Origin of the sequence: Pseudomonas sp. QE6, assembly GCF_041379005.1 — a bacterium.
GTDB lineage: Bacteria > Pseudomonadota > Gammaproteobacteria > Pseudomonadales > Pseudomonadaceae > Pseudomonas.
In genome coordinates, this window is record NZ_CP166873.1 from 2,120,502 (window position 1) to 2,144,945 (window position 24,444).

The window sequence follows — 24,444 nt, forward strand, 5'->3', positions numbered from 1 at the left end:
AGGGGTCATTCGTACTGTGTGATTTTTTGGCGAGCGTCGCCGGATTTGATGACGTTTGTTCCATTGCCGCGACGCGGTGCGTTGATGGTGATCACACCGGCGATGACCAGGCCGACACCCAGGGTGCGCGGCAGGCTCAAGGGCTCGCCCAGGCCCGGCAGCCAGGCGGCGCCGAGATAGACGAGGGCATAACTGAGGCTCAGCAGCGAATAGGCGCGGCTCAGCGGCAAATGGTTCAGGGCGATCAGCCAGCACAGCATCGACAGCGCATAGGCCAGCACCGCGCCGGCCAGTACCAGCAGGGCGGCCACATCGAGGCCGCCGAGCGCATCGAGCCACTGCGAGGGCGCCGGCAGGCGGGTCATGCCCCAGCGCATGCCCAGCTGCGCACCGCTGACCAGCAGTACGCTGCCCAGGGCGAGACCGATGCCGCGCCAGACGCTCACGACTGCAACCCCAGCAGGGCCACGCCGGCGACGATCAGCGCGACGCCGCCCCAGTGGCGGGCGTCGATGTGCTCGCGGAACAGCGCCCGCGCGGCAAAGGTCACCAGTACGAAATTCAGGCTCAGCATCGGGTAGGCCAGCCCCACGTCCAGGCGTTGCAGCAGCAGCAGCCAGAGCAGCAGGCCGACGCCCAGACAGGCGACGGCCAGCAGCAGCCAGGGGCTGAGCAACTGCGTCAGCCAGCCGAGCTCGCGGCCCCGCCAGCTTTCGACCGCGAGCTTCTGCGCGATCTGCCCCATGCAGGTCAGCAGGCACACACTGGCCAGCAGCAGGGCGATCATTGCGCCACCGCCTTCGGGATCAGCAGGACGACGAGGTGGTTCTGCCGGAAGCTGATGGCGTCCTTCGGCATCTGCTTCAGGTCTTCCTCGTCGCTGGCGCCGTTGACCCGCAGCAGCACGCCGACGGAGCCCTTGGCGCGGGCCTGGGCGATCCAGGCCTGGGCATCGTCCAGGGTGATGCTGCGGCCGGCGCCCTCGGGATAGCCGAGGCCGTACTTCATCTCGCCCACGGTATTGAGCAGGTTCACGTCGCTGCGCCCGGTGCGCCAGGCCAGTGCGGTGGCGGCGCCTAGGTCGTTGCTCAGCAGGCTGTCGGCGCCGCGCAGCTCATCCAGGTGTTCGCGGACGAACTGGTCGGGCATCTTGCTGTTGACCATGGTATTGGGCATGGCCGCCGGCAGCAGCGCCACCAGTATCCACAGGGCGAACGCCGGGGCGGCCCACAGCCGGGTCGGGCGCAGCAGTTGCAGCGTGCCGCAGACCAGCCAGGCGATGCAGGCGATGGCGACCATCAGCACGCTGGGCGTTTCGTCCTTGTACAGCGGATGGCGCAGTTGCAGGACCACCAGTGCGATCAGGGCCGCCAGGCCGATCAGCAGGTTGAGTGCGCCGTTGAGGCGCAACATCCGCTGGCGCCCCTGTTGCAGCGCATCCGCCAGGCTGTCGGCCATCAACAGGGCCAGCGGAGCGAAGCACGGCATGATGTAGGTCGGCAGCTTGCCCTTGGCCAGGCTGAAGAACAGGAACGGCATGGCGAACCACAGCAGCAGGAAGCCCAGCCGCGGATCGCGCAGGCGGGTGGCGCCCTTGCACAATGCGGGAATGATCAGTACCGCCCAGGGCAGGGCGCTGGCGAACAGCAGCGGTACGAAGAACCAGATGGGGCGGCCATGTTGCGCGTCCTCGCCGGCGAAGCGACGGATATGCTCGTGCCAGAAGAAGAAGTTCCAGAAGTCCGGCTCGCGGGTGTGGATCAACAGTGCCCAGGGCAGGCTCACCAGGATGGCCACCAGCACGGCCAGCGGGCCGTAGCACAGCAGGTCCAGGAAGCGCCGATTGAGCAGCGCATAGGGCACGCCGATGATCACCGGCAGCAGGAGGGCGAGGAACCCCTTGGTCATCAGACCCATGGCGCAGGCCGCGCCGAGCAGGCTCCAGGCGGCCATGCGTGCCCGTGCCGTGGTGGCGTCGAAGGCGAACCAGAGGGCGACGAGGCTGAGGTTCACCCAGAGGGTGAACTGCGGGTCGAGGTTGGCGTAGCCGGCCTGCCCGGCGATCAAGCCGAAGCTGGCGTACAGCAGCCCGGCGGCCCAGGTACGGCGCGGGTCATTCCACAGGCGTCGGGCCACCAGCAGCACCAGCAGGGTGCTGAGGGCGGTGACCAGGGCCGAGGCGAAGCGCACGCCGAACAGGTTCTCGCCGAACACCGCCTGGCTCGCGGCGATCAGCCAGTAGCCGCCGGTGGGCTTCTCGAAGTAGCGCAGGCCCAGCAGGTGCGGCGACACCCAGTCGCCGCTCTGCAGCATGGCCTGGGCGATTTGCGCATTGCGGGTCTCGTCGGGAATCCACAGACCGTGGAAGCCCAGCGGCAGCAGGATGCACAGCACGAATGCCGCCAGCAGCGTCGGATAGGCGAGGCGCTTCATGCCTGTTGTACCCCCAGCCAGCCTTCACGGCCGGCCAGCTCGCCACGCACCAGACGGGCGACGGGAAGGCTGTCGGGGGTGTCGGGCAGCAGCCGGCCCAGGGGCTGGAACTGGATGTCGTCCTGTCGGGCGCGCCCGAGCAACTGACTGAACATGTCTGCCATGAGAATCCCTTCTACCTCGGCATGGATGGTGTAGACGTTGAGCGCGCCCTTGCGGAAGCGGCGGAGGATGAAGTCGTTGAAGTCGGCTGCGGACACCTGCGGCCCCACCACTTCATCGAAGGTCGGCAGGTCCACCGGAACCTGCGGCGCACCGATGCGGCCATCGTCGAGCCGGGGGCGGAACAGCGCGGTGCCGCGGCAATCGCTGTTGTAGCGAAAGCCGAAGTGCTCCTTGGCCTCCACTACGCGTTCATCGGCGCGCCAGCCGGCGGCGGCGGAACAGTCCACGGGTTTGCCGATGATGTCGGCCAGGGTGTCGACGCCCTGGCGAATCTGCTGCACCAGTTGCTCGGAACTCCAGCGCCCGGCGTTGGCCTGCCAGCCGTGATGGTCCCAGGCATGCAGGCCGATCTCATGGCCGGCTTCGCTGGCGCGGCGCATCAGGTGGCCGAGGTCGCGGCCGATGGGCTTGCCCGGCCAGGCGGTGCCGGCCAGGAGGATGTCCCAGCCGTACAGCCCGGCGGCGTTGGAGCGCAGCATCTTCCACAGGAACTGCGGCCGGATCAGGCGCCACAGGTGGCGGCCCATGTTGTCCGGGCCGACGCTGAAGAAGAAGGTCGCCTTGATGCCGGCTTCGTCGAGGATATCCAGAAGCCGGGGCACTCCTTCACGGGTGCCCCGGTAGGTATCCACGTCGATACGCAGTCCGGCCTGCATTACGCGATGCTTTTGCTTTTCAGCGGCACGGCGTGCGCGGCGCCGCCTTCGCGCTCGGCGAGGGCTTCGCGCAGGAAGAAGTCCAGCGTCTTGCCGATGGTTTCGGTCAGTTCGACGGTGGGCTCCCAGTCCAGCAGGCGGCGGGCGTTCTTGATGCTCGGCTTGCGGTGCGACACGTCCTGGTAGCCGTCGCCATAGAAGCTGCGGCTTTCCACTTCGCGGAAGCCGGCAAACGGCGGGAACTGGTCGCGCAGCGGGTGGGCTTCGAACTGGCGCAGCAGCTCCTCGCCCAGCTGGCGGATGCTGGCTTCGTTGTCCGGGTTGCCGATGTTGACGATCTGCCCGTCGCAGCGGCCGCCTTCGTTGTCGATGATCCGCGCCAGGGCTTCGATGCCGTCTTCGACGTCGGTGAAGCAGCGCTTCTGCGCGCCGCCGTCCACCAGGCGGATCGGGGTGCCTTCAACGAGGTGCAGGATCAGCTGGGTGATGGCGCGGGAGCTGCCGATGCGTGCCGAGTCCAGGCGGTCCAGGCGTGGGCCCATCCAGTTGAACGGACGGAACAGGGTGAACTTCAGGCCCTTCTGACCGTAGGCCCAGATGACCCGGTCGAGCAACTGCTTGGAGACCGAGTAGATCCAGCGCTGCTTGTTGATCGGGCCGACCACCAGGTTCGACTTGTCTTCGTCGAAGTTGGCGTCGGTGCACATGCCGTACACCTCGGAGGTGGAGGGGAAAATCACGCGCTTGTTGTACTTCACGCAGTAGCGGACCAGCTTGAGGTTTTCCTCGAAGTCCAGCTCGAATACGCGCAGCGGGTTGCGGGTGTACTCGATGGGCGTGGCGATGGCCACCAGCGGCAGGACCACGTCGCATTTCTTGATGTGGTACTCGATCCACTCGGTGTGGATGCTGATGTCGCCTTCGACGAAGTGGAAGTCGGGGTTGCTGCGCAGGCGCTCGATGGCGTCGGAGCCGATGTCCAGGCCGTAGACTTCGTAGTTGCCGTCGCGCAGCAGGCGCTCGGACAGGTGGTTGCCGATGAAACCGTTGACCCCGAGGATCAGTACGCGGGTCTTGCGCTTGGCCTTGCGCGCCGCGCCGTGCAGGCGCGAGCCTTCCACCAGGCCCATCTCGCGGGCCAGTTGCGGGCCGGCGAGGAACAGGCCGGCGTCGCCCTGCTGGCCGGAGAGGATTTCCAGCGAGTCTTCGCCACAGGCGATGCGCAGCGGATCTACACTGAGCACCGAGCCCGGCGCCTGGCCGCCGTTGCCGCTGGCGACGCGGGAGCTCCAGACGATCAGCTTGCGATCGCCCACGGGCGCGAAGGCGCCGGGGTAGGGCTGGGTGACCGCGCGGACCAGGTTGTGCAGCTCGCGGGCCGGACGCTGCCAGTCGAGGGCGCCGTCGGCCGGGGTGCGGCGGCCGAAGTAGCTGGCGCGGGACTCATCCTGCGCGACTTCGCTCAGCTCGCCCTTGACCAGTTTCGGCAGCGCGTCTTCCAGCAGTTCGCGGGAGGCCTGGCGCAGCTTGCCGTGGAGGATCAGTGCGGTGTCGTCCGCGCCGATCGCCACGCGCTGCTGGGCGAGAATGGCGCCGGCGTCGGCGCGCTTGACCATGCGGTGCAGGGTGACACCGGTCTCGGTTTCGCCATTGACCAGCACCCAGTTGGCCGGGGCGCGGCCACGGTAGCGCGGCAGCAGCGAGCCGTGCAGGTTGAAGGCGCCTTCGGAGGCGCAGGCCAACAGCTCTTCACCGAGCAGGTTGCGGTAATAGAAGGAGAAGATGTAGCGCGGCTGCAGTTCGCGGATGCGCGAGATCCACAGCGGGTGATTGACGTCTTCCGGAGCGTGCACGGGGATGCCATGGCGCGCGCAGAGCTGCGCGACGGAGCCGTAGAAGCGGTTTTCCTGCGGGTCGTCGGCATGGGTGAAGACAGCGTCGATCTGGTAGCCGGCGGCGAGCAGCGCTTCGATGCCGGTGCAGCCGATGTCGTGATAGGCGAAGACGATGGTCTGCTGGGTCATGGCTGGAGGGACTCGAGAGAAGAAGAGGGGGTGGTCGAACGGGTTTCGAGCGTGGTCCGCTGGCGGACGACGCGCTCGATGAAGAAGCGCGGGCGGGCGCGCACGTCGTTGTACATGCGGCCCAGGTACTCGCCGAGCAGGCCCATGCCGACCAGTTGCACGCCGGTGAAGGTGAACAGCACTGCGAACAGGACGAAGACCCCGTGACCGGCCCAGGCGGCGCCGAAGATCACGCGCAGCACGACCAGCAGCAGGGCGAAGCCGAAGCCCGCCGCCGCCATGGTGCCGCCCACCAGCGACAGCAGGCGCAACGGGGTGGTGGTCATGCAGGTGACCAGGTCGAACATCAGGTTGATCAGGCGCATGAAGTCGTACTTCGACTCGCCGTGCTCACGCTCGGCGTGGGCGACCATGATCTCGGTGGTGTGACGGGCGAAGCTGTTGGCCAGGATCGGGATGAAGGTGCTGCGCTCGCGGCAGGCCAGCATCGCCTTGACGATGCTCGCGCGGTAGGCGCGCAGCATGCAGCCGTAGTCGCTCATGGCTACGCCCGTGGAGCGTTGCACGGCGAGGTTGATCAGCTTCGATGGCCAGCGGCGCAGGGCCGAGTCCTGGCGCTTCTGGCGCACGCTACCGACCACGTCGTAGCCCTTGGCGGCTTCTTCCACCAGGCGCGGGATTTCTTCCGGCGGGTTCTGCAGGTCGGCGTCGAGGGTGATGATCACGTCGCCCCGGCATTCTTCGAAGCCGGCCATGATCGCCGCGTGCTGCCCGTAGTTGCGGTTGAGGATTACCGCGACGACGTGGCTGCCGGGTGCCTCGGCGGCCTCCAGGAGCAGGTCGGCGGAGCCGTCGCGGCTGCCGTCGTCGATCAGGATGATCTCGTAGTCGCGGCCCAGCTTCTCGCAGGCGGCGCTGGTGCGGCGCAGCAGTTCGGGCAGGCTGGCTTCCTCGTTGTACACCGGGATGACGATGGACACGAGGTTGATCGGATAGGCTTTCACGATGGCGTTACCGGGTGATGGTTTCGATGGCTTCCACCACGCGGTCGAGGTCGCCGGTGGTCATGTCGGGGAACAGCGGAATGGAGCAAAGGCGCGCCGAGTTCCATTCGGTGTTGGGCAGGCTGACCCCGGGGAAGCGCTGGCGGTAGTAGCTGTGCAGGTGGCTGCCGATGAAGTGGATGCCGCTGCCGATGCCGCGCTGTTGCAGGGCCTGCATGAAACCGTTGCGGTCGACGCCGCAGCGCTCGGCGTCGATGCGCAGGATGTACAGGTGCCAGGCGTGCTGGTGCGGGTAGTCGGGCACGCTCAGCGGCTCGACCGGCAGGCCGGCCAGGCGCTCCCGGTAGGCCGCCGCCAGTTCGGCGCGGCGTGCGTTGATCGCCTCCAGACGGTCGAGCTGGACCACGGCGATGGCCGCGTTGATGTCGGTGAGGTTGTACTTGAAGCCGGGCTCGATCACTTGGGCCTGAGGCTTGCGGCCATGGGTCAGGCGGTCGTAGGCGTCCACGCCCAGGCCGTGGAACTTGAGCATGCGCACGCGATCGGCCAGGGCATCGTCGTCGGTGACGAACATGCCGCCCTCGGCGCAGGTCATGTTCTTGATCGCATGGAAGGAGAAGATCGCGGTGCCGGTCTGGCCAACGGGGCGGCCGCGATAGCGGGTGCCGGCGGCGTGGGCGGCGTCCTCGATCACGGCGATGCCGTGACGCTGCGCCAGCGCGTTGATCGGCTCCATGTCGGCGGGCGCGCCGGCGTAGTGCACCGGGATGATGGCGCGGGTGCGCGGGGTGATCGCCGCTTCTATGCGGGCGGCGTCGGTCATCAGGGTGTCGCGGTCGACGTCGACGAACACCGGGGTCGCGCCCAGCAGGCAGATCATGTTGGCGGTGGAGACCCAGGTCTGCGAGGGGGTAATCACCTCGTCGCCCGGGCCGATGCCCAGCGCCAGCAGGGCCAGGTGCATGCCGCCGGTGGCCGAGGCGATGGCCACGGCGTGCTTGCAGCCGATGGATTGGGCGAAGCGCTGTTCCAGCTCCTGGTTCTGCGGGCCGGTGGTGATCCAGCCCGAGCGCAGCACCCGGTTGACCGCCCGGATCTCCTCGTCACCGATGCTGGGGCGGGAGAAAGGGAGGAAGTTCATGTCCATGTTGGGGGTCCTGATGGGCCGGAGCCGCGCTATTTGAGTGTAGGAAAGTTATCGAGGCATACGTTAAGAACCCGTTAAGTGCTTGTGGTGAAACTGTAATCCTGCCCATGGAAAGGGCCGCATCGCGATTCCGGACCCGGGTGAGGGAATGCGGGCGGCATTCTGAAAACGACATGGGAGTGTCGGTAATCTCTGTTGAACACTCGTTCATTCCTGGCGTATGTTGGCCCCACGCTCTGACGGACAAAAATTCCAATACCCGTCGGACATTCCGTCATTCGGATGAGGTTCTCGCATGCGTTATTCGTCGCTTGTGGACAGGATGGTCGGACCCGGCGTCGCCGCCTGGGACATTCACTACGCGGCCATCGCCGCCCAGCGCGAAGGCCGGGATGTGATCGTCCTGAGCGTCGGTGATCCTGACTTCGCCACGCCGGACTTCATCACCGAAGCCGCCGTCACCTCGCTGCGTGCCGGCGATACCCACTACAGCGACGTGGCCGGGCGCCCGGAGCTGCGCCAGGCCATCGCTGCGCTGCATGAACGACGATGCGGACAGGCGACGGCGGCCGAGAACGTCATCGTCGTCGCCGGCGCGCAGAACGGCCTGTTCGCCGCCGCCATGTGCCTGCTGGAACCGGGTGATGAGGTCATCGTCTTCGACCCGGTCTACGTCACCTACGAAGCCACCCTGAAGTCCACCGGCGCCGTGCTGGTACCGGTACCGACCCGCGCCGGCAACGGCTTCCGCCCCGAAGCCGCCGACCTGGCCGCCGCGATTACCCCGCGCACCAAGGCGATCTTCTTCGCCAACCCGAACAACCCCACCGGCGTCGTGCTCAACCGCGAGGAGCTGCTGGCCATCGCCGACCTGGCCCGCGCCCACGATCTCTGGGTGGTGGTCGACGAGGTCTACGAAGGCCTGACCTTCGAGCGCGAGCACCAGAGTTTCGCCGCCCTGCCGGGTATGGCCGAGCGCACTCTGAGCATCGGCAGCCTGTCGAAATCCCACGCCATGACCGGCTGGCGCGCCGGCTGGATCATCGCCAACCCGACCCTGGTCGGGCACCTGGAAAACCTTGCGCTGAACATGTTCTATGGCCTGCCGGGCTTCGTTCAGGAAGCCGCGCGGGTGGCCGTCGAGCGGCACGAGGAGGTGGTGTCGTCGATGCGCGAGATCTATCGCCGGCGTCGCGATCTGGTGGTCGCCGCGTTGAGCGACTGCCCGCGTGTGAAAGTTCTGAAGCCCGAAGCCGGCATGTTCGTCATGGTGGACGTGCGCGACACGGGGCTGAGTTCGCTGGACTTCTCCTGGCAGCTGTTCCATGCCACCGGCGTCTCGGTACTGGATGCGGCGGCCTTCGGCCCGCAGGCGGAAGGTTTCGTGCGGCTGTCCTTTGGCTTGAGCGACGAAAGCATGGCCGAGGCTTGTGCGCGGATCATTCGCTTCGTCGAAACGCTTACCGCAAGTGCCCGACCTGTAGGAGCGAGCTTGCTCGCGAACGCTCTTGATGTTTCCGGTGCAGAGGCAGGTTCGCGAGCAAGCTCGCTCCTACAAGAGCCGCAGCAGCCCGCCACAAAACCGGTCATCGAGGTCCGCGATCTGCACAAGCGCTTCGGCGACTTCGAGGTGCTCAAGGGCGTGTCGCTGTCGGCCCGCGAGGGCGGGGTGATCTCGCTGATCGGTGCCAGTGGCTCGGGCAAGAGCACCCTGCTGCGCTGCATCAACATGCTGGAGATTCCCAACCAGGGCACGGTCACCGTCAACGGCGAGACCATCGGCCTGACCCAGAACCGTCACGGCGAGCCGATGGTGGCCGATCAGAAGCAGTTGACGCGCATCCGCTCGCAGCTGGGCATGGTGTTCCAGAACTTCAACCTGTGGCCGCACCGCACGGTGCTGGAGAACCTGATCGAGGCGCCGACCTTCGTCCTTCACGAGAGCAAGGCCGAGGCCCGCGAGCGCGCCGAGGCGCTGCTGGAGCGTGTCGGCCTGGCGGAGAAGCGCCACGTCTACCCGGCCTTCCTCTCCGGCGGCCAGCAGCAGCGCGTGGCCATCGCCCGTGCGCTGGCGGTACGGCCGAAGGTCATGCTGTTCGACGAACCGACTTCGGCGCTGGACCCGGAACTGGTGGGCGAAGTGTTGCGGGTGATCCGGTCGCTGGCCGAGGAGGGGCGGACCATGATTCTGGTCACCCACGAGATGGCCTTCGCTCGCGACGTTTCCAGCCACGTGGCGTTCCTCCACAAGGGCCTGATCGAAGAGGAAGGCACGCCCGAGGAAGTCTTCTCGCGGCCGCGCAGCGAACGCTGCCGGCAGTTCGTCAACGCGCACCAGAATCGCTGACCGATGCCGCGCAGTCGGCGCATCGATGAGCGTGACCCATAACAATCGAAAACAAGGCAGGGGATCACGATGAACAAGAAAGGTCTGTGCAACTGGGTGGTGGGTGCAACGATGCTCATGGCCGGCGCGGTAAGCGCGCAGGCCGAGACGATTCGTTTCGCCCTGGCCGCCGAACCCTATCCGCCGTTCTCGCAGAAGCAGCCCGACGGCAGCTGGGCCGGCTTCGAGCCGGACCTGATCCGCAAGGTCTGCGCCGAGATGAAGGCGCAGTGCGAGATCGATGAAGTGGCCTGGGACGGCATCATCCCGGCCCTGCTGGCGAAGAAGATCGACGTGATCTTCAACTCCCTGTCCATTACCGAGGAGCGCGAGAAGCAGATCGCTTTCAGTCGCCCCTACTACGACACTCCGGTGGGCGTAGCCGCGCCTCAGGCCATGGACCTGCAGATCAGCCCCGAGGGCCTGAAGGGCAAGACCATCGGCGTGCAGATTTCCACCGTCAGTTCCAACTACCTGAAGAAGTACTACGAGAAGATCGCCGACGTGCGCTACTACGATACCCAGGACTCGGTGAACGCCGACCTGGTGGCCGGGCGCATCGACCTGATGATGGCCGACGCCATCGCCGTGGCGACCTTCCTCAAGTCGCCGGACGCCCAGGCGGCCGGCATCGTCAGCAAGGGCGAGGTGAAGCACGATCCGCTCTTCGGCCGTGGCGTCGGCGCCGGCCTGCGCAAGGAGGATACCGCGCTCAAGGCCCGGGTCGACGAAGCCATCGGCAAGCTGCTGGCCAGCGATGACTACAAGGCGCTGTCGGACAAGTACTTCGGCATGAGCGTCGCACCCAAGCAATAACCCCGGGGATGGGCTGATGGACCCGCGTCCGCTACGGGCGCGGGTACGGCACTGAGCCTCCAATTACGGTGAATGCCATGCAAAGCATCTTCGACCTGATCGGCTTCGGCGCCACGGGCTGGGGCCCGGCGCTGTTCAAGGGGCTGCTGGTCACCCTGCAGATTTCCGTCGGCGCCTTTCTGGTCGGTCTGCTGATCGGTCTCGGCGCGGCCAGCGCCAAGATCGGCGGACCCCGGCCGCTGGCGATGCTGGCGCGCGGCTACACCACGCTGTGCCGGGCGGTGCCGGAACTGCTGCTGATCCTGCTGCTGTTCTATGTCGGCTCCATGGGCCTGAACCAGTTCTTCGCCTGGCTCGGCTTCGGCGAGGTGAAGCTCAATGGCATGATGGTGGCCATCGTCGTGCTCGGCCTGGTGCAGGGCGCCTATGCCTCGGAAATCTTCCGTGGCGCGATCCAGGCGATCCCCTACGGACAGATCGAGGCCGCGCGGGCCTACGGCATGCATGGCTTCGGCCTGTTCCGCCGGGTGACCCTGCCGATCATGGCGCCCAACGCGCTGGCCGGCATGGCCAACCTCTGGGTCAACCTGATCAAGGACAGCGCGCTGATCAGCGTAGTGGGCACCAACGAGTTGCTCTACACCGCCAAGCAGGCTGCCGGTTCCACCCGGCACTACCTGACCTTCTACCTCACCGCGGCGGCGCTGTACTACGTGCTCACCGTGCTTTCCAACCTGTTCGCAGGCTACCTGGAGCGGCGCTTCCGCCGCTGGATTCCGGCGGTCTGAGCGAGGCGCGGCAATGAACGAACACTGGCTATTCGTCTACGGCACCCTGCTGCTCAAGGGGCTGGGCACCACCCTGGTCATCCTGCTGATCTCCGCCATCCTGGGCTTCGCGCTGGCCCTGGGCGTGGCGCTGGCGCGGATGTCGCGCAACTTCCTGGTCTCGCGCCTGGCGCTGGCGTACACCAGCGTGATCCGCGGCACGCCGCTGCTGGTGCAGATCTACATCTTCTACTACGGCCTGGGCAGCCTGTTCGCGCAGTTCCCGCTGATCCGCGGCAGCTTCCTCTGGCCCTACCTGCGCGATGGTTTCTGGTACATCGTCATCGCGCTGATCCTCTCGGTCGGCGCCTATGTCGGCGAGGTGGTGCGCGGCGGGTTGAGGGCGGTGCCGCGCGGCGAGCTGGAGGCCGCCTCGGCGTTCGGCATGAACCGCACCCTGGTGCTCTACCGTGTCTGGCTGCCCCGGGCGATCCGCCTGCTGCTGCCGACCCTGGCGGGGGAGAGCGTGATGCTGCTCAAGTCCACCGCGCTGGCGTCCACCATCGCCGTGGTCGACCTGCTCGGCGCGGCCAACGTGGTGCGCGCGCAGACCTTCCATGTCTACGAACCGTTGCTGCTGGTGGCGGCGATCTATATCTGCCTGACCTTCATCATCGAAGCCGGCTTCAGCGTGCTGGAGCGCACCACGCCGATTCGCCGCGAGGCGCAGAGCACGACGTCGCGGTCCTGGCTGGGCAAGCGTCGACCGCGTACGGCGGTCTGAGATTTCAGAACTTGAATTACGATCTCGCGAGCTAGAGCTGGAGTAGGCGGAGGGTTTACGAAGAGCGGAGTTTACGTATGTAAATGAGCATCTGAGTACACCCTCCAACGCCCTCCAGCCGACGCGCAGCAGATCGTCAGGCATAGGCGCCGCGACGTAGCCCTTCAACCCAGCAACGGCTGAGCTCCAGACCGTCGGCGGCGCTGAAGGTGGCGGGGTTCAGGCACCACTCCAGCCACAGCCCGTCGAGCATGGCAGAGAGGCCGATGGCGGCCAGGCGCGGCCGTGCAACAGGGAAGCCCTCGGCGGCGGCGAGGTCGCTGATGAGTTTTTCCAGGATGGCGAGGTAGCTCTGGTAACCGCGTTCGTGGGCGTCGTTCACCGGCGGCGAGTGACGGATCAGGCTCCAGAACACCACCCAGGGGCTGAGCAGGTCGGGGTCCAGGACCTGCGGCGAGAAGGAGCCGGTGAGGAAGGCTTCCATGCGCGCAGCGGGGTCGTTGCCGGCGGCGTCGACCTGCTCGTAGAGCGCCTGGGTGACTTCGCTGGCGAGGGTCTCGTAGGCCTGGGCGACCAGCGCGTCGATGCTGCCGAAGTGGTGGTTCACCAGGCCGACGGCGACGCCGGCTTCCTTGGCGATGCGACGCACCGAGATGCCCGCGTGGCCATCGGCGACCAGGCACTTGAGGCAGGCTCGCACCAGATGGTCGCGGCGTTCCTCGGAGGTGGCGCGCTGGGTTTTCTGGCGAGGCATGTCCAAGGGGTGTCCTTGCGGGCTGGTAATCACTGGCTCCGATACTAGGAGGCGCCGAAGAAGATTTCCATGGGCGATTCGGACAGAGGCCCGACAAAAGGAGAGTGCATATGATCGAGGACGTTTCCTTCAGCGTACCCGGAGATTCCGGGGCCGAGCTGCGCGTGCGCGCCTGGCGTGTCGATGGCGGCAGACCGGGGCCGAAGGTGCACCTGCAGGCAGGGGTGCATGCCGATGAAATCGCCGGGATGCTGGTGCTCCACGAACTGCTGCCGCGCCTGCACGAGGCGGCGCAACATGGCGCGTTGAACGGCTGCGTGACAGTGGTGCCGCAGGCCAATCCGATCGGCATCGGGCAGTTTCGCCAGGGGCGCATCCTCGGCCGTCATCACGATGCGAGCGCGCGCAATTTCAATCGTGGCTTCCCCGCGTCGGCGTCGGCTCGCGGCACCTTGGACAACCTCTCGCTGTGGCAGAAACGCCTGGTCGAACTGGCCGCTCCGGCGGACATCGTGCTCGACCTGCATACCGACGACGAGGCGCTGCCGTATGTCTATCTGCACGAGTGCTTCTGGCCGGCCGGCCAGGACCTCGCCGCGGCGCTGCGCGCGGAACTGGCGATCATCTGGGAGGGCGACAGCGACGGGGCCTTCGAGGAGGTGGTGATCGCGCCCTGGCTGGCCGCGCAGCGCTTGACCGGGCGCCTGGTGGCCACGGTCGAGCTGCGTGGGCAGGGCGATGTCAGCGACGCGCTGGCGCGCCAGGATGCGGACGGTATCTACCGCTTCCTCGGGGCGCGCGGCGTGGTAACGGACGCCGGGCCATTGCCGGAGTGGAAAGGTGTCGCCACGCCCATCGGCTTCATGGAAACCGTGTTCGCCCCGGCCGCCGGCGTGCTGGTGTTCGAGCGCGAACTGGGCGAACGCATCGAGTCCGGCGAACGCTTCGCCCGCATCATCGCCCGTCCCGGTGACGCGAGCAGCGAGCACATCCTGCGCGCGCCGCAGGGTGGCATCCTCGCCACCCGCTACCGCGATCGATTGATTCCCCAGGGGGCGATTGCGGCCAAGCTGACTGGCAGCGCGACGTCCAGCACTTGGAGCGCTGGGGCACTCGATCCATAACGCCGAATTGCTCTTCGTAGGAGCGAGCTTGCTCGCGAACCCTGGCCCTGCAGCGGGGTTTGTTCGCGAGCAAGCTCGCTCCTACAGGGCTATACGTCAAAGCCAGACTGCGTTCCAGAAGGGATAGTCTCGAAGCGATTTGACCAGCCCTGCACGCAAGGGATTGGCGACCAGATATCGAGCGGTTGCTTGCAGGTCTTCGTCGCGGCGCAGGGCGTGATCGTGGAAGCCTGATTGCCAGACTTTACCTGTGCGTTTCAGCGCTCTGTTCAGTGAGATTGCTGTGAGGGATTTCAGCTGTTGCATAAAGTCACTCAATGAACCGCTCTCGAGTTGGACCAGGCAATGCAAATGGTCCGGCATCAATACCCAGGCGAGGAGACTGGCCTGTGCCAATTGGTGAAGCTCGCGAGCGACCGAACAGGATGCGTTCCATTGCGTGAATAGCGGTTCACGTTGATAGGTGACGGTTGTCACCAAATATCTCTGCCCTTCGAGCGAATGACGTCCGTTGCGCAAATCCTTGCCATGAAACCCCATCTCAGATCCCCTCTGCGTACTGATGGATACGCTTGCAGAAGAGTGGAGGCCTGACTGTAGGAGCGAGCTTGCTCGCGAACCTGCGGGGTCCGGTTCGCGAGCAAGCTCGCTCCTACAAAAGACGTTCGGTGCCAACAAAAACGCCCGCACAAGGCGGGCGTTTCGAGAGCGGCGAACTCAGTGGTGTTCGCGGGTGGCGCGGAAGGTGATGTCCGGCCAGCGCTCTTCCATCAGGCTCAGGTTGACGCGGGTCGGGGCCAGGTAGGTGAGGTGGCCGCCGCCGTCCACGGAGAGGTTCTCCATGGCCTTGTCCTTGAACTCCTTGAGCTTCTTCTCGTCCTTGCACTCGATCCAGCGCGCCGACCAGACGTTGATCGCCTCGTAGGCGCACTCGACCTTGTATTCCTCCTTCAGGCGGCTGGCGACCACGTCGAACTGCAGCACACCGACGGCGCCGAGGATGATGTCGTTGTTGCGCTCGGGGAAGAAGACTTGCGTCGCACCTTCCTCGGCCAGTTCCTGCAGGCCCTGGCGCAGCTGCTTGGATTTCAGCGGGTCCTTCAGGCGCACGCGGCGGAACAGTTCCGGGGCGAAGTGCGGGATGCCGGTGAAGCCCAGCGCCTCGCCTTCGGTGAAAGTGTCGCCGATCTGGATGGTGCCGTGGTTGTGCAGGCCGATGATGTCGCCGGCGTAGGCCTCTTCCAGCTGCTCACGCTCGCTGGAGAAGAAGGTCAGGGCGTCGGCGATCTTCACGTCCTTGCCCAGGCGCACATGGCGCATCTTCATGCCCTTCTCGTACTTGCCCGAGCAGATGCGCATGAAGGCGATGCGGTCGCGGTGCTTGGGGTCCATGTTCGCCTGGATCTTGAACACGAAGCCGGAGAACTTCTCCTCGGTCGGCGCCACGGTGCGCTCGTGGGTGCCGCGCTCCAGCGGTTGCGGGGCCCAGTCGACGATGCAGTCGAGCACCTGGTCGACACCGAAGTTGCCCAGTGCGGTACCGAAGAACACCGGGGTCATCTCGCCGTCGAGGAAGGCCTGCTTGTCGAACTCGTGGCAGGCGCCCTGCACCAGTTCCAGCTCTTCGAGGAAGTTCTCGTAGAGATCGCCCAGGTGCGCACGGGCTTCGTCGGAGTCGAGCTTGTCGATGATCTTCGTCTCGATGCGCTCGTGGCCGTGGCCGGGCACGTAGACGATGATCTTGTCCTGGGCGAGGTGGTACACCCCCTTGAAGTCCTTGTAGCAACCGATCGGCCAGGTGATGGGCGCGGCCTTGATCTTCAGGACGGCCTCGATCTCGTCGAGCAGCTCGATGGGGTCGCGGATGTCGCGGTCGAGCTTGTTGATGAAGCTGACGATGGGCGTGTCGCGCAGGCGGCAGACTTCCATCAGGGCGATGGTGCGCGGTTCTACACCCTTGCCGCCGTCGAGGACCATCAGCGCCGAGTCCACCGCGGTCAGGGTGCGGTAGGTGTCTTCGGAGAAGTCTTCGTGGCCGGGGGTGTCGAGCAGGTTGATCATGTGCTCGCGGTAGGGGAACTGCATCACCGAGGTGGTGATGGAGATGCCGCGCTGCTTTTCCATCTCCATCCAGTCGGAGGTGGCGTGGCGGTCGGACTTGCGCGACTTCACGGTACCGGCGACGGCGATCGCCTTGCCCATCAGCAGGAGCTTTTCGGTAATGGTGGTCTTACCGGCGTCGGGGTGGGAAATGATCGCGAACGTGCGGCGTTTGGCGACTTCGGCGGCCTGGATGGTCATGGATGCGTGCCTGGCTGGAATCGATGATGGGCCCGGATCGGCCCAAAAGCGCGGGATTATAACGGGAAATGACCGGTCGATCAGCGCCACCGGGCACCCGGCGGCCGACACGCACGCCGGCGGTCCCTCCGGAAGGGGCGTCGGCCATCGATCCCGGACGCGCCAGTGTCTCCCCTTATCCGGGGGGAAAAAGGTTCGTCGAGCGGTCCCTGTCATGCCCTTGAAACCCGCGTCTGTGCAGCATTTCATGACGTTTTGTTAAGGATTTGAAACGAAACGCCGGATCGCGACAAAGGGTTATGAAAAAGCGGCAATTTTTGATTGATCTGTGGTGCCTGTGGTCCTAAAGTTCGCGCCCGAACGCTCATGCTGGAAACGATCCATCCGGCTCAAGTACTGACGACGAGAGGTTGCCGACCCGGCGACTCCGCGCCCCGACAGGGGCAGGGAGCCCAGGAGAAGTCGGAACCGGTAATGCTCGGCGACATGCCTTGGGAAGTAGGCGAACCAAAGTGGGGAAACTGATCAGGCGTTCGTGGCTCGAAAGTAAAAGAGCCGTCCCTCTTTTCAATTGCGTGTTTTGCCATTTGGAGTCCCAACCATGTCCATCAAGGTCGAGGATTACTTCGCCCCGGAAACCTTCCAGCGCATGAAGGCGTTTGCCGACAAGCAGGAAACCCCCTTCGTCGTCATCGACAAGCAGACCATCGCCAACGCGTACGATCAGCTGACCGACTGCTTCCCCTTCGCCAAGATCTACTACGCGGTGAAGGCCAACCCGGCCACCGAGATCACCGAGCTGCTGCGCGACAAGGGTTCGAACTTCGACATCGCCTCGATCTACGAACTGGACAAGGTGATGAAGACCGGTGTGGGCCCGGAGCGCATCAGCTACGGCAACACCATCAAGAAAGCCCGCGACATTCGCTACTTCTACGAGAAGGGCGTGCGCCTGTTCGCCACCGACTCCGAGGCCGACCTGCGCAACATCGCCAAGGCCGCGCCGGGCTCCAAGGTCTACGTGCGCATCCTCACCGAGGGTTCCACCTCCGCCGACTGGCCGCTGTCGCGCAAGTTCGGCTGCCAGACCGACATGGCCATGGACCTGCTGGTGCTGGCCCGTGACCTGGGCCTGGTGCCCTACGGAGTGTCCTTCCACGTGGGTTCGCAGCAGCGCGACATCGGCGTATGGGACGCGGCCATCGCCAAGGTGAAGGTCATCTTCGAGCGCCTGAAGGAAGAAGACGGCATCGAACTGAAGATGATCAACATGGGCGGCGGCTTCCCGGCCAACTACATTGCCAAGACCAATAGCCTGGAAACCTACGCCGAGGAAATCATCCGCTTCCTCAAGGAAGACTTCGGCGACGACCTGCCGGAAATCATCCTCGAGCCGGGCCGCTCGCTGATCGCCAACGCCGGTATCCTGGTGAGCGAAGTCGTGCTGGTGGCGCGCAAGTCGCGCACCGCCGTGGAGCGCTGGGTGTTCACCGACGTAGGCAAGTTCTCCGGCCTGATCGAAACCATGGACGAGTCCATCAAGTTCCCGATCCACGTGGAGAAGAAGGGCGAGCTGGAAGAAGTGGTCATCGCCGGCCCGACCTGCGACAGCGCCGACATCATGTACGAGCACTACAAGTACGGCCTGCCGCTGAACCTGGCTGCCGGCGACCGCCTGTACTGGCTGTCCACCGGCGCCTACACCACCAGCTACAGCGCGGTGGAGTTCAACGGCTTCCCGCCGCTGAAGGCATTCTACCTGTAAGCTTCAGGCTCGAATGAAACGGCCCCGCGATGCGGGGCCTTTTCGTTTCTGGCGTTTGCTTTTCGTAGGAGCGAGCTTGCTCGCGAACCGCCCAACAGCGATGCTGCCGGCTGAATCTGTTCGCGAGCAAGCTCGCTCCTGTAGATAACGGATGCATCAGCGGACTTGGTCCGCGATGTGTCACGCGCGAGGGTCGATCGCGGACGGAGTCCGCTCCTGCGAAAAGCCATCGCATCGCGAAATGAAAACGCCCCGCAGAGCGGGGCGTTTTCACGATCTGGACCGACTCAGCCCTTGTTGGGCTGCGCCAGCGGAGTCTGGGCGGTATCCGGCGACTGGGATTCCTTGGCGATCTCCTGCTGCGGCGCGGCCTGGGTCGGCGGCAGCTTGTCGAACTCGCGCAGGCCATCCTTCTTGTACGGGTCGCCGATCCAGCGCGGGGCCACGGCGAACTGGTCGCTGACCAGGCTCTTGACCGGCTCGAAGCGGTCGTAGCTCAGGCCCGCCAGATCCGACAGGGTGTGGATCAGGTGCGAGCTGCTGTACGGACGGTTGGCGGCCGCCTGCAGGTCGCGCGGGTGCGCGGCCTGCCAACTGGGCGAGGTCCAGAGCATGAACGGGATGGTGTACATCGGCCGGGTCGGGGCGCCTTCGTTGCGGCCCAGGCGGTCGTGGTTGCCCGAGCTGTAGACATCCTCGCCGTGGTCGGAGAGGTACAGCAGGAAGCCGTTCGGGTCGGTCGCGGCGTAGCGCTTGATCAGGCTGGAGACCACGAAGTCGTTGTACAGCACGGCGTTGTCGTAGAAGTTGTAGGTTTCCACCTGGTCATCCGACAGCGCCGAGGGCACGCCCTGGCGGTCCTTGAACTGGGCGTACTGCTCCGGATAGCGGTAGCGGTAGTCCATGTGCGTGCCGAGCAGGTGGATGACGATGAACTTCTTCTGTGCCGGGTCCTGCAGGGCCTTCTCGAAGGGTTCAAGCACCACGCCGTCGTACTGGCTGGCGTTCTGGTTGCGCTGGTTGTTCAGGTAGAACTGCGCATCCGTCTGCTGCGAGAAGGTGGTGAGCATGGTGTTGCGCTTGGTCATCGTCTGCTGGTTGGTGATCCAGAAGGTCTTGTAGCCTGCCTGTTTCATCAGGTTGATCAGCGACGGATCGGTGAGGAACTTGTCGGGGTTCTGCTCGTCACCGAAGGTGAGGATCTGCTGCATCACCTCGATGGTGTAGGGACGCGGCGAGACCACGTTCTGGAACACCGTCAGGTTGTGGCCCTCGGCCGCCGCCAGGGCGTCGAGGTTCGGGGTGGTTTCGCGCGGGTAGCCGTACAGGTGCATGTGCTCGCGGGTGGTGGATTCGCCCAGCACCAGCACCAGGGTGCGCGGCGCCTCGCCGCTGCTGTCCTTGAGGTTCTGCAGCGGCGGCAGGGAGGCGTTCTGCTCCAGCAGCTTCTGCATGTTGTCCAGCTGCTGGCGGTACTGCGCGTAGCCCACGACCAGTTGCCAGGGCACGGCCGGCTCCATGCGCTGCTGCACCTTCTCCAGCGCCTCGGCGAAACTGCGCTCCTGGGTGACCATCTGCTTGTAGAAGGGGTAGACCAGGTTCATCGCCACCAGCAGCACGGCCACCGGTACGCGGGTGTAGAGCGGCAGGGTGACCGGGCGGATGCGCCGCCACAGCAGCACCGCGACCACGCTGTAGACCAGCAGCGCGAGGCACAGCCAGAGGCTGAAGTACTGGCTGAAATACTCGCCGGCTTCGGCGGTGTTCGATTCGAACATGACGAAGATGACGCTCTGCGAGAACTCCTGGCGGTAGATGCCGAAGTAGCTCAGGCCCACCAGCGACGCGCCCCACAGCACCAGGCCGATGATCGCCGAAATCCCGCGGGTGAAGCGCGGCAGCAGCAGCACGGGGGCGAGCCACAGGCTGCTGAGGAAGAAGGCGTCACGGAAGCCGGCGAAGCCGGTGGTGCCGCTGAGCAGGATCAGCAGTTGGGTTACGCCGGAGAAGTACCAGAAGAACAGGAGCAGCCAGCCCAGGCCGGCCCAGTCGACGCCTTTGCGGGCAGAAGGGGAATTAGTGGTAGACACACACGCCTCGTCGATTCGGGACAGAAGGCTGCAATCCCGCAGCCGAAAAAAGGCCGTGGAGGTTAACAGGAATGAGGTGAAAAATGCGTCAAGTTGCAGCGATCCTGGGCGTGACGCAGCGACTCCAGACGCATTTCGTCGGATTCATCGCCCAGTTCGGCGGCCCGCTGGCCATAGGCGTAAGCCAGCTGACGCAAGGCTTGCTGCGGGGACTTGGCCAGTTGCTCGCGGGCGACCCGCAGGAAGTTCAGGTTGCCGCCCTGCAGCGCGCGCTGCAGCCAGGGCAGGGCGCCTTCCAGGTCGCCGGCCTCGGCCAGCACCGTGGCGTGGCTGAACTGGCCACGGAAGTCACCGGCCTCGGCGGAGCGCCGGTACCAGCGATGGGCGGCCTCGGCATCGCGGGGGACCACCAGGCCCTCCTCGTAGAAGCGGCCGACCAGATTCATCGACTTGGCGTGCCCCAGTTCCGCCGCCCGGCGGTACAGCGCCAGGGCGTGCACCTCGTCGCGTGCCACGCCGCGTCCGGTGGCCAGCAGGTTGGCCAGGTTGTACATCGCCCAGTCCAGGCCGGCTTCGGCGGCGAGCGCGTAGTGGCCGGCGGCTGAGGCGGGATCGGCGCGGCAGCCCCAGCCGTGTTCCAGGCAGCGGCCGAGCATGTTGCGCGCCATGGCGTGGCCGCGCTCGGCGGCGATGCCGAACCAGGTCATGGCCAGCGTCGGGTCGCGCTCGATGCCATGGCCGTCGAGAAGGACCTGGCCGAGCAGCGCCTGGGCTTCCAGCTCGCCGTCGCGGGCGGCGGCGAGGATCAGCCGGGCGGCCTGGCGTGGGTTGTCGGCGAGCTGGCCATTGAGGTCTTCAACGGCGACTTCTTCGGTGCGGCGCAGGACGAAGCTCATGGGCGGTCAGACATCCACCCAGCGGCGCAGCAGGTTGTGGTAGGTGCCGGTCAGCTCGACCAGCGCCGGGTGCTCGGGCACGTCGCGGGTCAGTGCCTGGATCGACTGGTCCATCTGGTACAGCAGGGCGCGCTGGCTGTCCTCGCGCACCAGGCTCTGGGTCCAGAAGAAGGAGGCGATTCGCGCGCCACGGGTCACCGGGTTGACCTTGTGCAGGCTGGTGGCGGGGTAGAGCACCAGGTCGCCGGCCGGCAGCTTGACCTGCTGGGTGCCGTAAGTGTCCTGGATCACCAGTTCGCCGCCGTCGTAATCCTCCGGGTCGCTGAAGAACAGGGTCGAGGAGACGTCGGTGCGCACGCGCTCGCGGCCACCCTGGACGTCGCGCACGGCGTTGTCGATGTGGAAGTCGAAGGAGCCGCCGCCGGTATAGCAATTGAACAGTGGCGGAAAGACCTTGTGCGGCAGCGCGGCGGACTGGAACAGCGGGTTGCTCCACAGGCGCTGCAGCATGGCTTCGCCTATCTCGCGGGCCAGCGGGTGGTCCTGGGGCAGCTGCAGGTTGTGCTTGGCACGGGCCGACTGGTACCCGGCGGTGGCCTTGCCGTCGCCCCATTCGGCCTGTTCCAGGGCGGCGCGGATACGCACCACTTCCTCGCGGGTGAAGATGCCGGGAATGTGCAACAGCATGGGGCGGTTCCGTCGGTGCCTGAGAAGTTGTCAATGATAATGATTTGCAACAGCCGACTACAACCGCCATGCCCTGTCATTGGTCAGTCATGAAATGTAAATCTTGTAAATCATACGCGTATGAGAATAAGTGGTAATTGATATGAATTCTTAATTGCACTAGATTGCGCGGCCTTCATGAGCCCCTGGGGAGGGATTTGCAATGTCGCGCCAATCGTCCGATCTCGCCGGCAACACGCCGCGCCTCTTGGCATCCGCCGTCGGTGTCGCCATCACCGCCATGTCCGGCAGCCACCTGGCCCATGCCGCCGAATCCTCGGAGAAGAAGCCGAGCCAGGACGTATTGTCCCTGGACGCCGATACCGTCGTCGGTACCCAGCAGGACCCGACCACCTACAACGTCGAGAAGTCCGCGTCGAAGAAATACACCGCCCCGCTGCTGGATACACCGCGCTCGGTGACCGTGGTGCCGCAGCAGGTTATCAAGGACACCGGCGCGCTGACCCTGCAGGACGCCCTGCGCACCGTGCCGGGCATCACCTTCGGCGCCGGCGAGGGCGGCAACCCGACCGGCGACCGTCCCTTCATCCGTGGCTTCGACGCGCAGAGCGACACCTATGTCGACGGCGTACGCGACACCGGCGCGCAATCCCGTGAAGTGTTCAACCTGGAACAGATCGAAGTCAGCAAGGGCCCGAACTCGGCCTTCGGCGGCCGTGGCTCGGCCGGTGGCAGCCTGAACCTGATCAGCAAGCAGGCCAAGGCCGGCAACTTCACCGACGGCAGCTTCACCTACGGCTCCGACCAGACCCGTCGCTACACCCTGGACACCAACCAGGAGTTTCTCGACGGCAACGCCGCCTTCCGCCTGAACCTGATGACCCACGACCAGAACGTCGCCGGTCGCCAGGCGGTGGACGCCAGCCGCTGGGGTATCGCGCCGTCGCTGACCTTCGGCCTCAATGGCCCGACCCGCGTCACCGTCAGCCACTACCACCTGGAAAGCGACGACACACCCGACTCGGGCATCCCGTACGCCAAGAGCGCCGACCGCAGCAAGCACAACCCCGACAAGCCGGTGAACGTCGACCGCGACAATTTCTATGGCCTGGAGGATCGCGACTTCTCCAAGAGCCGGGTGGACACCAGCACCATCACCTTCGAGCACGACTTCAACGACAACCTGAGCCTGCGCAATACCACCCGGTACGGCACCAGCCACCAGGACTACATCATGACGCAGCCCGACGACAGCCAGGGCAACGTCAATAATGGCACCGTGTGGCGGCGCAACAACAACCGCATCAGCACCACCACCACGGCGACCAACCAGACCGACCTGTTCGGCGAGTTCTACCTGGCCGGGTTCAAGAACAGCTTCACCACCGGTCTTGAGTTCAGCCGCGAAGACAGCAAGCGCGATGGCTACACGGTCGACACCAACACCGGCCTGAACAGCAACAAGTGCCGTCCGGGAATCGTCGGTGCGCCCAGCGGGTACAACTGCACCAGCCTGGAAAACCCCAACCCGCACGATCCGTGGAACGGCAGCATCACCCGCAACTACAAGCCGCTGAACACCGTCGGCACCACCAAGGCGATCTACGGCTTCGACACCATCGACCTGAACGAGCAGTGGCAGATCAACGCCGGCGTGCGCTTCGACAGCTTCGAAACCACCGCGAAGAACCACAGCGCTTCACCCGCCACCAAGTTCGAAGACAGCTCCAGCTTCTGGAACTGGCAGGCCGGCGTGGTCTACAAGCCGGCGCCCAACGGCAGCATCTACGCGTCCTACGCCACCTCGGCGACGCCGCCGGGCAGCATGCTGGACAACGGCAACACCTCCAACGCGGTGGACGCCTTCTCGGTGAAGAACAACCTGGAACCGGAAGAAACCACCAACTACGAGATCGGTACCAAGTGGAGCTTCCTGGATGAGCGCCTGGAGCTGACCGGCGCGATCTTCCGCACCGACAAGGACAATGCGCGCATCCTGGTGGCGCCGCAGACCTACGACAACGCCGGCCAGTCCCGCGTCGATGGCCTGGAGCTGACCGCCAGCGGCAAGCTGACCGACAAGTGGAAGGTCTTCGCCGGCTACAGCTACCTCGACAGCGAACTGGTGAAAGCCGGCAAGACCGGCCGCAACGGCAACATCACCGCCAACGTGCCGTCCAACGATGGCAACGAAATGCCCAACACGCCGAAGAACAGCTTCAGCCTGTGGACCACCTACGACGTCCTGCCCAACGCCACTATCGGCGGCGGCACCTTCTACGTCGACAAGGTGTATGGCGACGTGGCCAACACCATGTACGTCCCGGACTACTGGCGCTACGACGCGATGGCCGCCTACAAGCTGAGCAAGAACGTCGACTTCCAGCTCAACGTGCAGAACGTCTTCGACAAGAAGTACTTCGACAAGGCCTACGCCTCGCACTACGCGACCCAGGCGGCCGGCCGCACCGTGCTCCTTTCCACCAACTTCCACTTCTAGGGTCCGCCTGCGGGCGAGCCACCCCGGCCGACGCTCCTCGGCCGGGGGTTTTTGTGTGTAAGCCCAGGGTAAAGGTTGAAAAAGA

At 65.4% G+C, this 24,444-nt stretch carries 20 protein-coding genes; 7 read left to right on the forward strand and 13 right to left on the reverse strand.

Annotation, left to right across the window (positions count from 1 at the left end; translation table 11 throughout):
* Nucleotides 1-5 precede the first annotated feature (5 nt).
* Genes arnF through arnB form a run of 7 tightly spaced genes read right to left on the reverse strand, consistent with a single transcriptional unit; the run spans nucleotide 6 to nucleotide 7,489 of the window.
* On the reverse strand, nucleotides 6-446 hold the full coding sequence (gene arnF, locus ACAW63_RS09745; protein WP_371233316.1) for a 4-amino-4-deoxy-L-arabinose-phosphoundecaprenol flippase subunit ArnF: 441 nt from the start codon (nucleotides 444-446) through the stop codon (nucleotides 6-8).
* Nucleotides 443-787: a 4-amino-4-deoxy-L-arabinose-phosphoundecaprenol flippase subunit ArnE gene (gene arnE / locus ACAW63_RS09750; RefSeq protein WP_371233317.1), complete on the reverse strand. Its 345-nt coding sequence runs from the start codon at nucleotides 785-787 to the stop codon at nucleotides 443-445. The genes arnF and arnE overlap by 4 nt, the downstream gene beginning before the upstream one ends.
* Nucleotides 784-2,433 carry a lipid IV(A) 4-amino-4-deoxy-L-arabinosyltransferase gene (arnT, locus tag ACAW63_RS09755; protein WP_371233318.1) on the reverse strand — a complete coding sequence of 550 codons (1,650 nt, stop codon included), beginning with the start codon at nucleotides 2,431-2,433 and terminating at the stop codon, nucleotides 784-786. Before arnT ends, arnE begins: the two co-directional genes overlap by 4 nt.
* Nucleotides 2,430-3,314, reverse strand: a complete 885-nt coding sequence (gene arnD / locus ACAW63_RS09760; protein WP_371233320.1) for a 4-deoxy-4-formamido-L-arabinose-phosphoundecaprenol deformylase — start codon at nucleotides 3,312-3,314, stop codon at nucleotides 2,430-2,432. The genes arnT and arnD overlap by 4 nt, the downstream gene beginning before the upstream one ends.
* Nucleotides 3,314-5,338, reverse strand: a complete 2,025-nt coding sequence (arnA, locus tag ACAW63_RS09765) for a bifunctional UDP-4-amino-4-deoxy-L-arabinose formyltransferase/UDP-glucuronic acid oxidase ArnA (protein ID WP_371233321.1) — start codon at nucleotides 5,336-5,338, stop codon at nucleotides 3,314-3,316. Before arnA ends, arnD begins: the two co-directional genes overlap by 1 nt.
* Nucleotides 5,335-6,342 carry an undecaprenyl-phosphate 4-deoxy-4-formamido-L-arabinose transferase gene (gene arnC, locus ACAW63_RS09770; RefSeq protein ID WP_371233322.1) on the reverse strand — a complete coding sequence of 336 codons (1,008 nt, stop codon included), beginning with the start codon at nucleotides 6,340-6,342 and terminating at the stop codon, nucleotides 5,335-5,337. The genes arnA and arnC overlap by 4 nt, the downstream gene beginning before the upstream one ends.
* Before the next feature lie 7 nt (nucleotides 6,343-6,349).
* Complete coding sequence (arnB, locus tag ACAW63_RS09775) at nucleotides 6,350-7,489, reverse strand: UDP-4-amino-4-deoxy-L-arabinose aminotransferase (protein ID WP_371233323.1); 1,140 nt, start codon at nucleotides 7,487-7,489, stop codon at nucleotides 6,350-6,352.
* 295 nt (nucleotides 7,490-7,784) lie between these two features.
* Here arnB and ACAW63_RS09780 point away from each other — a divergent pair, with 295 nt between their 5' ends.
* The 4 genes from ACAW63_RS09780 to ACAW63_RS09795 all read left to right on the forward strand — a co-directional run bounded on the left by ACAW63_RS09780 (nucleotide 7,785) and on the right by ACAW63_RS09795 (nucleotide 12,242).
* Nucleotides 7,785-9,836: an aminotransferase class I/II-fold pyridoxal phosphate-dependent enzyme gene (locus tag ACAW63_RS09780; RefSeq protein ID WP_371233324.1), complete on the forward strand. Its 2,052-nt coding sequence runs from the start codon at nucleotides 7,785-7,787 to the stop codon at nucleotides 9,834-9,836.
* Nucleotides 9,837-9,905: 69 nt separating this feature from the next.
* Nucleotides 9,906-10,691 (forward strand): transporter substrate-binding domain-containing protein, encoded by a 786-nt coding sequence (locus ACAW63_RS09785; RefSeq protein ID WP_371233325.1) that lies wholly within the window; start codon nucleotides 9,906-9,908, stop codon nucleotides 10,689-10,691.
* 77 nt (nucleotides 10,692-10,768) lie between these two features.
* On the forward strand, nucleotides 10,769-11,479 hold the full coding sequence (locus tag ACAW63_RS09790; RefSeq protein ID WP_371233326.1) for an ABC transporter permease: 711 nt from the start codon (nucleotides 10,769-10,771) through the stop codon (nucleotides 11,477-11,479).
* 13 nt (nucleotides 11,480-11,492) lie between these two features.
* Nucleotides 11,493-12,242 carry an ABC transporter permease gene (locus ACAW63_RS09795; protein WP_275610300.1) on the forward strand — a complete coding sequence of 250 codons (750 nt, stop codon included), beginning with the start codon at nucleotides 11,493-11,495 and terminating at the stop codon, nucleotides 12,240-12,242.
* A 136-nt stretch (nucleotides 12,243-12,378) separates the two neighbouring features.
* Here the strand turns inward: ACAW63_RS09795 and ACAW63_RS09800 are convergent, their stop codons facing one another.
* A complete protein-coding gene (locus ACAW63_RS09800; RefSeq protein ID WP_371233328.1) occupies nucleotides 12,379-13,002 on the reverse strand; it encodes a TetR/AcrR family transcriptional regulator in 624 nt (207 codons plus the stop codon).
* Between the two features lie 104 nt (nucleotides 13,003-13,106).
* Here ACAW63_RS09800 and ACAW63_RS09805 point away from each other — a divergent pair, with 104 nt between their 5' ends.
* Complete coding sequence (locus tag ACAW63_RS09805) at nucleotides 13,107-14,120, forward strand: succinylglutamate desuccinylase/aspartoacylase family protein (RefSeq protein WP_371233329.1); 1,014 nt, start codon at nucleotides 13,107-13,109, stop codon at nucleotides 14,118-14,120.
* A gap of 96 nt (nucleotides 14,121-14,216) precedes the next feature.
* On the opposite strand, the gene ACAW63_RS09810 is transcribed toward ACAW63_RS09805, so the two are convergent.
* Both ACAW63_RS09810 and ACAW63_RS09815 read right to left on the reverse strand, forming a co-directional pair.
* On the reverse strand, nucleotides 14,217-14,660 hold the full coding sequence (locus ACAW63_RS09810) for a transposase (RefSeq protein WP_371233331.1): 444 nt from the start codon (nucleotides 14,658-14,660) through the stop codon (nucleotides 14,217-14,219).
* Between the two features lie 177 nt (nucleotides 14,661-14,837).
* Nucleotides 14,838-16,421 carry a peptide chain release factor 3 gene (locus ACAW63_RS09815; protein WP_371233332.1) on the reverse strand — a complete coding sequence of 528 codons (1,584 nt, stop codon included), beginning with the start codon at nucleotides 16,419-16,421 and terminating at the stop codon, nucleotides 14,838-14,840.
* A gap of 601 nt (nucleotides 16,422-17,022) precedes the next feature.
* On the opposite strand from ACAW63_RS09815, the gene ACAW63_RS09820 reads away from it, so the two are divergent.
* Nucleotides 17,023-18,186 carry a type III PLP-dependent enzyme gene (locus tag ACAW63_RS09820; RefSeq protein WP_371233333.1) on the forward strand — a complete coding sequence of 388 codons (1,164 nt, stop codon included), beginning with the start codon at nucleotides 17,023-17,025 and terminating at the stop codon, nucleotides 18,184-18,186.
* 287 nt (nucleotides 18,187-18,473) lie between these two features.
* On the opposite strand, the gene ACAW63_RS09825 is transcribed toward ACAW63_RS09820, so the two are convergent.
* The 3 genes from ACAW63_RS09825 to ACAW63_RS09835 all read right to left on the reverse strand — a co-directional run bounded on the left by ACAW63_RS09825 (nucleotide 18,474) and on the right by ACAW63_RS09835 (nucleotide 21,859).
* Nucleotides 18,474-20,276 (reverse strand): phosphoethanolamine transferase CptA, encoded by a 1,803-nt coding sequence (locus tag ACAW63_RS09825; protein WP_371233335.1) that lies wholly within the window; start codon nucleotides 20,274-20,276, stop codon nucleotides 18,474-18,476.
* Nucleotides 20,277-20,338: 62 nt separating this feature from the next.
* Complete coding sequence (locus tag ACAW63_RS09830; protein ID WP_371233336.1) at nucleotides 20,339-21,172, reverse strand: tetratricopeptide repeat protein; 834 nt, start codon at nucleotides 21,170-21,172, stop codon at nucleotides 20,339-20,341.
* A gap of 6 nt (nucleotides 21,173-21,178) precedes the next feature.
* Nucleotides 21,179-21,859 carry a Fe2+-dependent dioxygenase gene (locus ACAW63_RS09835; RefSeq protein WP_371233338.1) on the reverse strand — a complete coding sequence of 227 codons (681 nt, stop codon included), beginning with the start codon at nucleotides 21,857-21,859 and terminating at the stop codon, nucleotides 21,179-21,181.
* Between the two features lie 202 nt (nucleotides 21,860-22,061).
* Here ACAW63_RS09835 and ACAW63_RS09840 point away from each other — a divergent pair, with 202 nt between their 5' ends.
* The gene (locus ACAW63_RS09840; protein ID WP_371233339.1) at nucleotides 22,062-24,359 is read left to right on the forward strand and encodes a TonB-dependent receptor; all 2,298 of its coding nucleotides are present in this window, start codon (nucleotides 22,062-22,064) and stop codon (nucleotides 24,357-24,359) included.
* Nucleotides 24,360-24,444: the final 85 nt, after the last annotated feature.

Bases quoted from the DNA above. Each gene is read 5' to 3' on its own strand.
- ACAW63_RS09780 (WP_371233324.1), top strand. From the start codon at position 7,785: ATGCGTTATTCGTCGCTTGTGGACAGGATGGTCGGACCCGGCGTCGCC.
- arnE (WP_371233317.1), bottom strand. From the start codon at position 787: ATGATCGCCCTGCTGCTGGCCAGTGTGTGCCTGCTGACCTGCATGGGG.
- arnD (WP_371233320.1), bottom strand. From the start codon at position 3,314: ATGCAGGCCGGACTGCGTATCGACGTGGATACCTACCGGGGCACCCGT.
- arnB (WP_371233323.1), bottom strand. From the start codon at position 7,489: ATGGACATGAACTTCCTCCCTTTCTCCCGCCCCAGCATCGGTGACGAG.
- ACAW63_RS09795 (WP_275610300.1), top strand. From the start codon at position 11,493: ATGAACGAACACTGGCTATTCGTCTACGGCACCCTGCTGCTCAAGGGG.
- ACAW63_RS09835 (WP_371233338.1), bottom strand. From the start codon at position 21,859: ATGCTGTTGCACATTCCCGGCATCTTCACCCGCGAGGAAGTGGTGCGT.
- ACAW63_RS09810 (WP_371233331.1), bottom strand. From the start codon at position 14,660: ATGGGGTTTCATGGCAAGGATTTGCGCAACGGACGTCATTCGCTCGAA.
- arnT (WP_371233318.1), bottom strand. From the start codon at position 2,433: ATGAAGCGCCTCGCCTATCCGACGCTGCTGGCGGCATTCGTGCTGTGC.
- ACAW63_RS09840 (WP_371233339.1), top strand. From the start codon at position 22,062: ATGTCGCGCCAATCGTCCGATCTCGCCGGCAACACGCCGCGCCTCTTG.
- ACAW63_RS09830 (WP_371233336.1), bottom strand. From the start codon at position 21,172: ATGAGCTTCGTCCTGCGCCGCACCGAAGAAGTCGCCGTTGAAGACCTC.
- ACAW63_RS09820 (WP_371233333.1), top strand. From the start codon at position 17,023: ATGTCCATCAAGGTCGAGGATTACTTCGCCCCGGAAACCTTCCAGCGC.
- arnA (WP_371233321.1), bottom strand. From the start codon at position 5,338: ATGACCCAGCAGACCATCGTCTTCGCCTATCACGACATCGGCTGCACC.
- ACAW63_RS09785 (WP_371233325.1), top strand. From the start codon at position 9,906: ATGAACAAGAAAGGTCTGTGCAACTGGGTGGTGGGTGCAACGATGCTC.
- ACAW63_RS09790 (WP_371233326.1), top strand. From the start codon at position 10,769: ATGCAAAGCATCTTCGACCTGATCGGCTTCGGCGCCACGGGCTGGGGC.
- ACAW63_RS09805 (WP_371233329.1), top strand. From the start codon at position 13,107: ATGATCGAGGACGTTTCCTTCAGCGTACCCGGAGATTCCGGGGCCGAG.
- ACAW63_RS09815 (WP_371233332.1), bottom strand. From the start codon at position 16,421: ATGACCATCCAGGCCGCCGAAGTCGCCAAACGCCGCACGTTCGCGATC.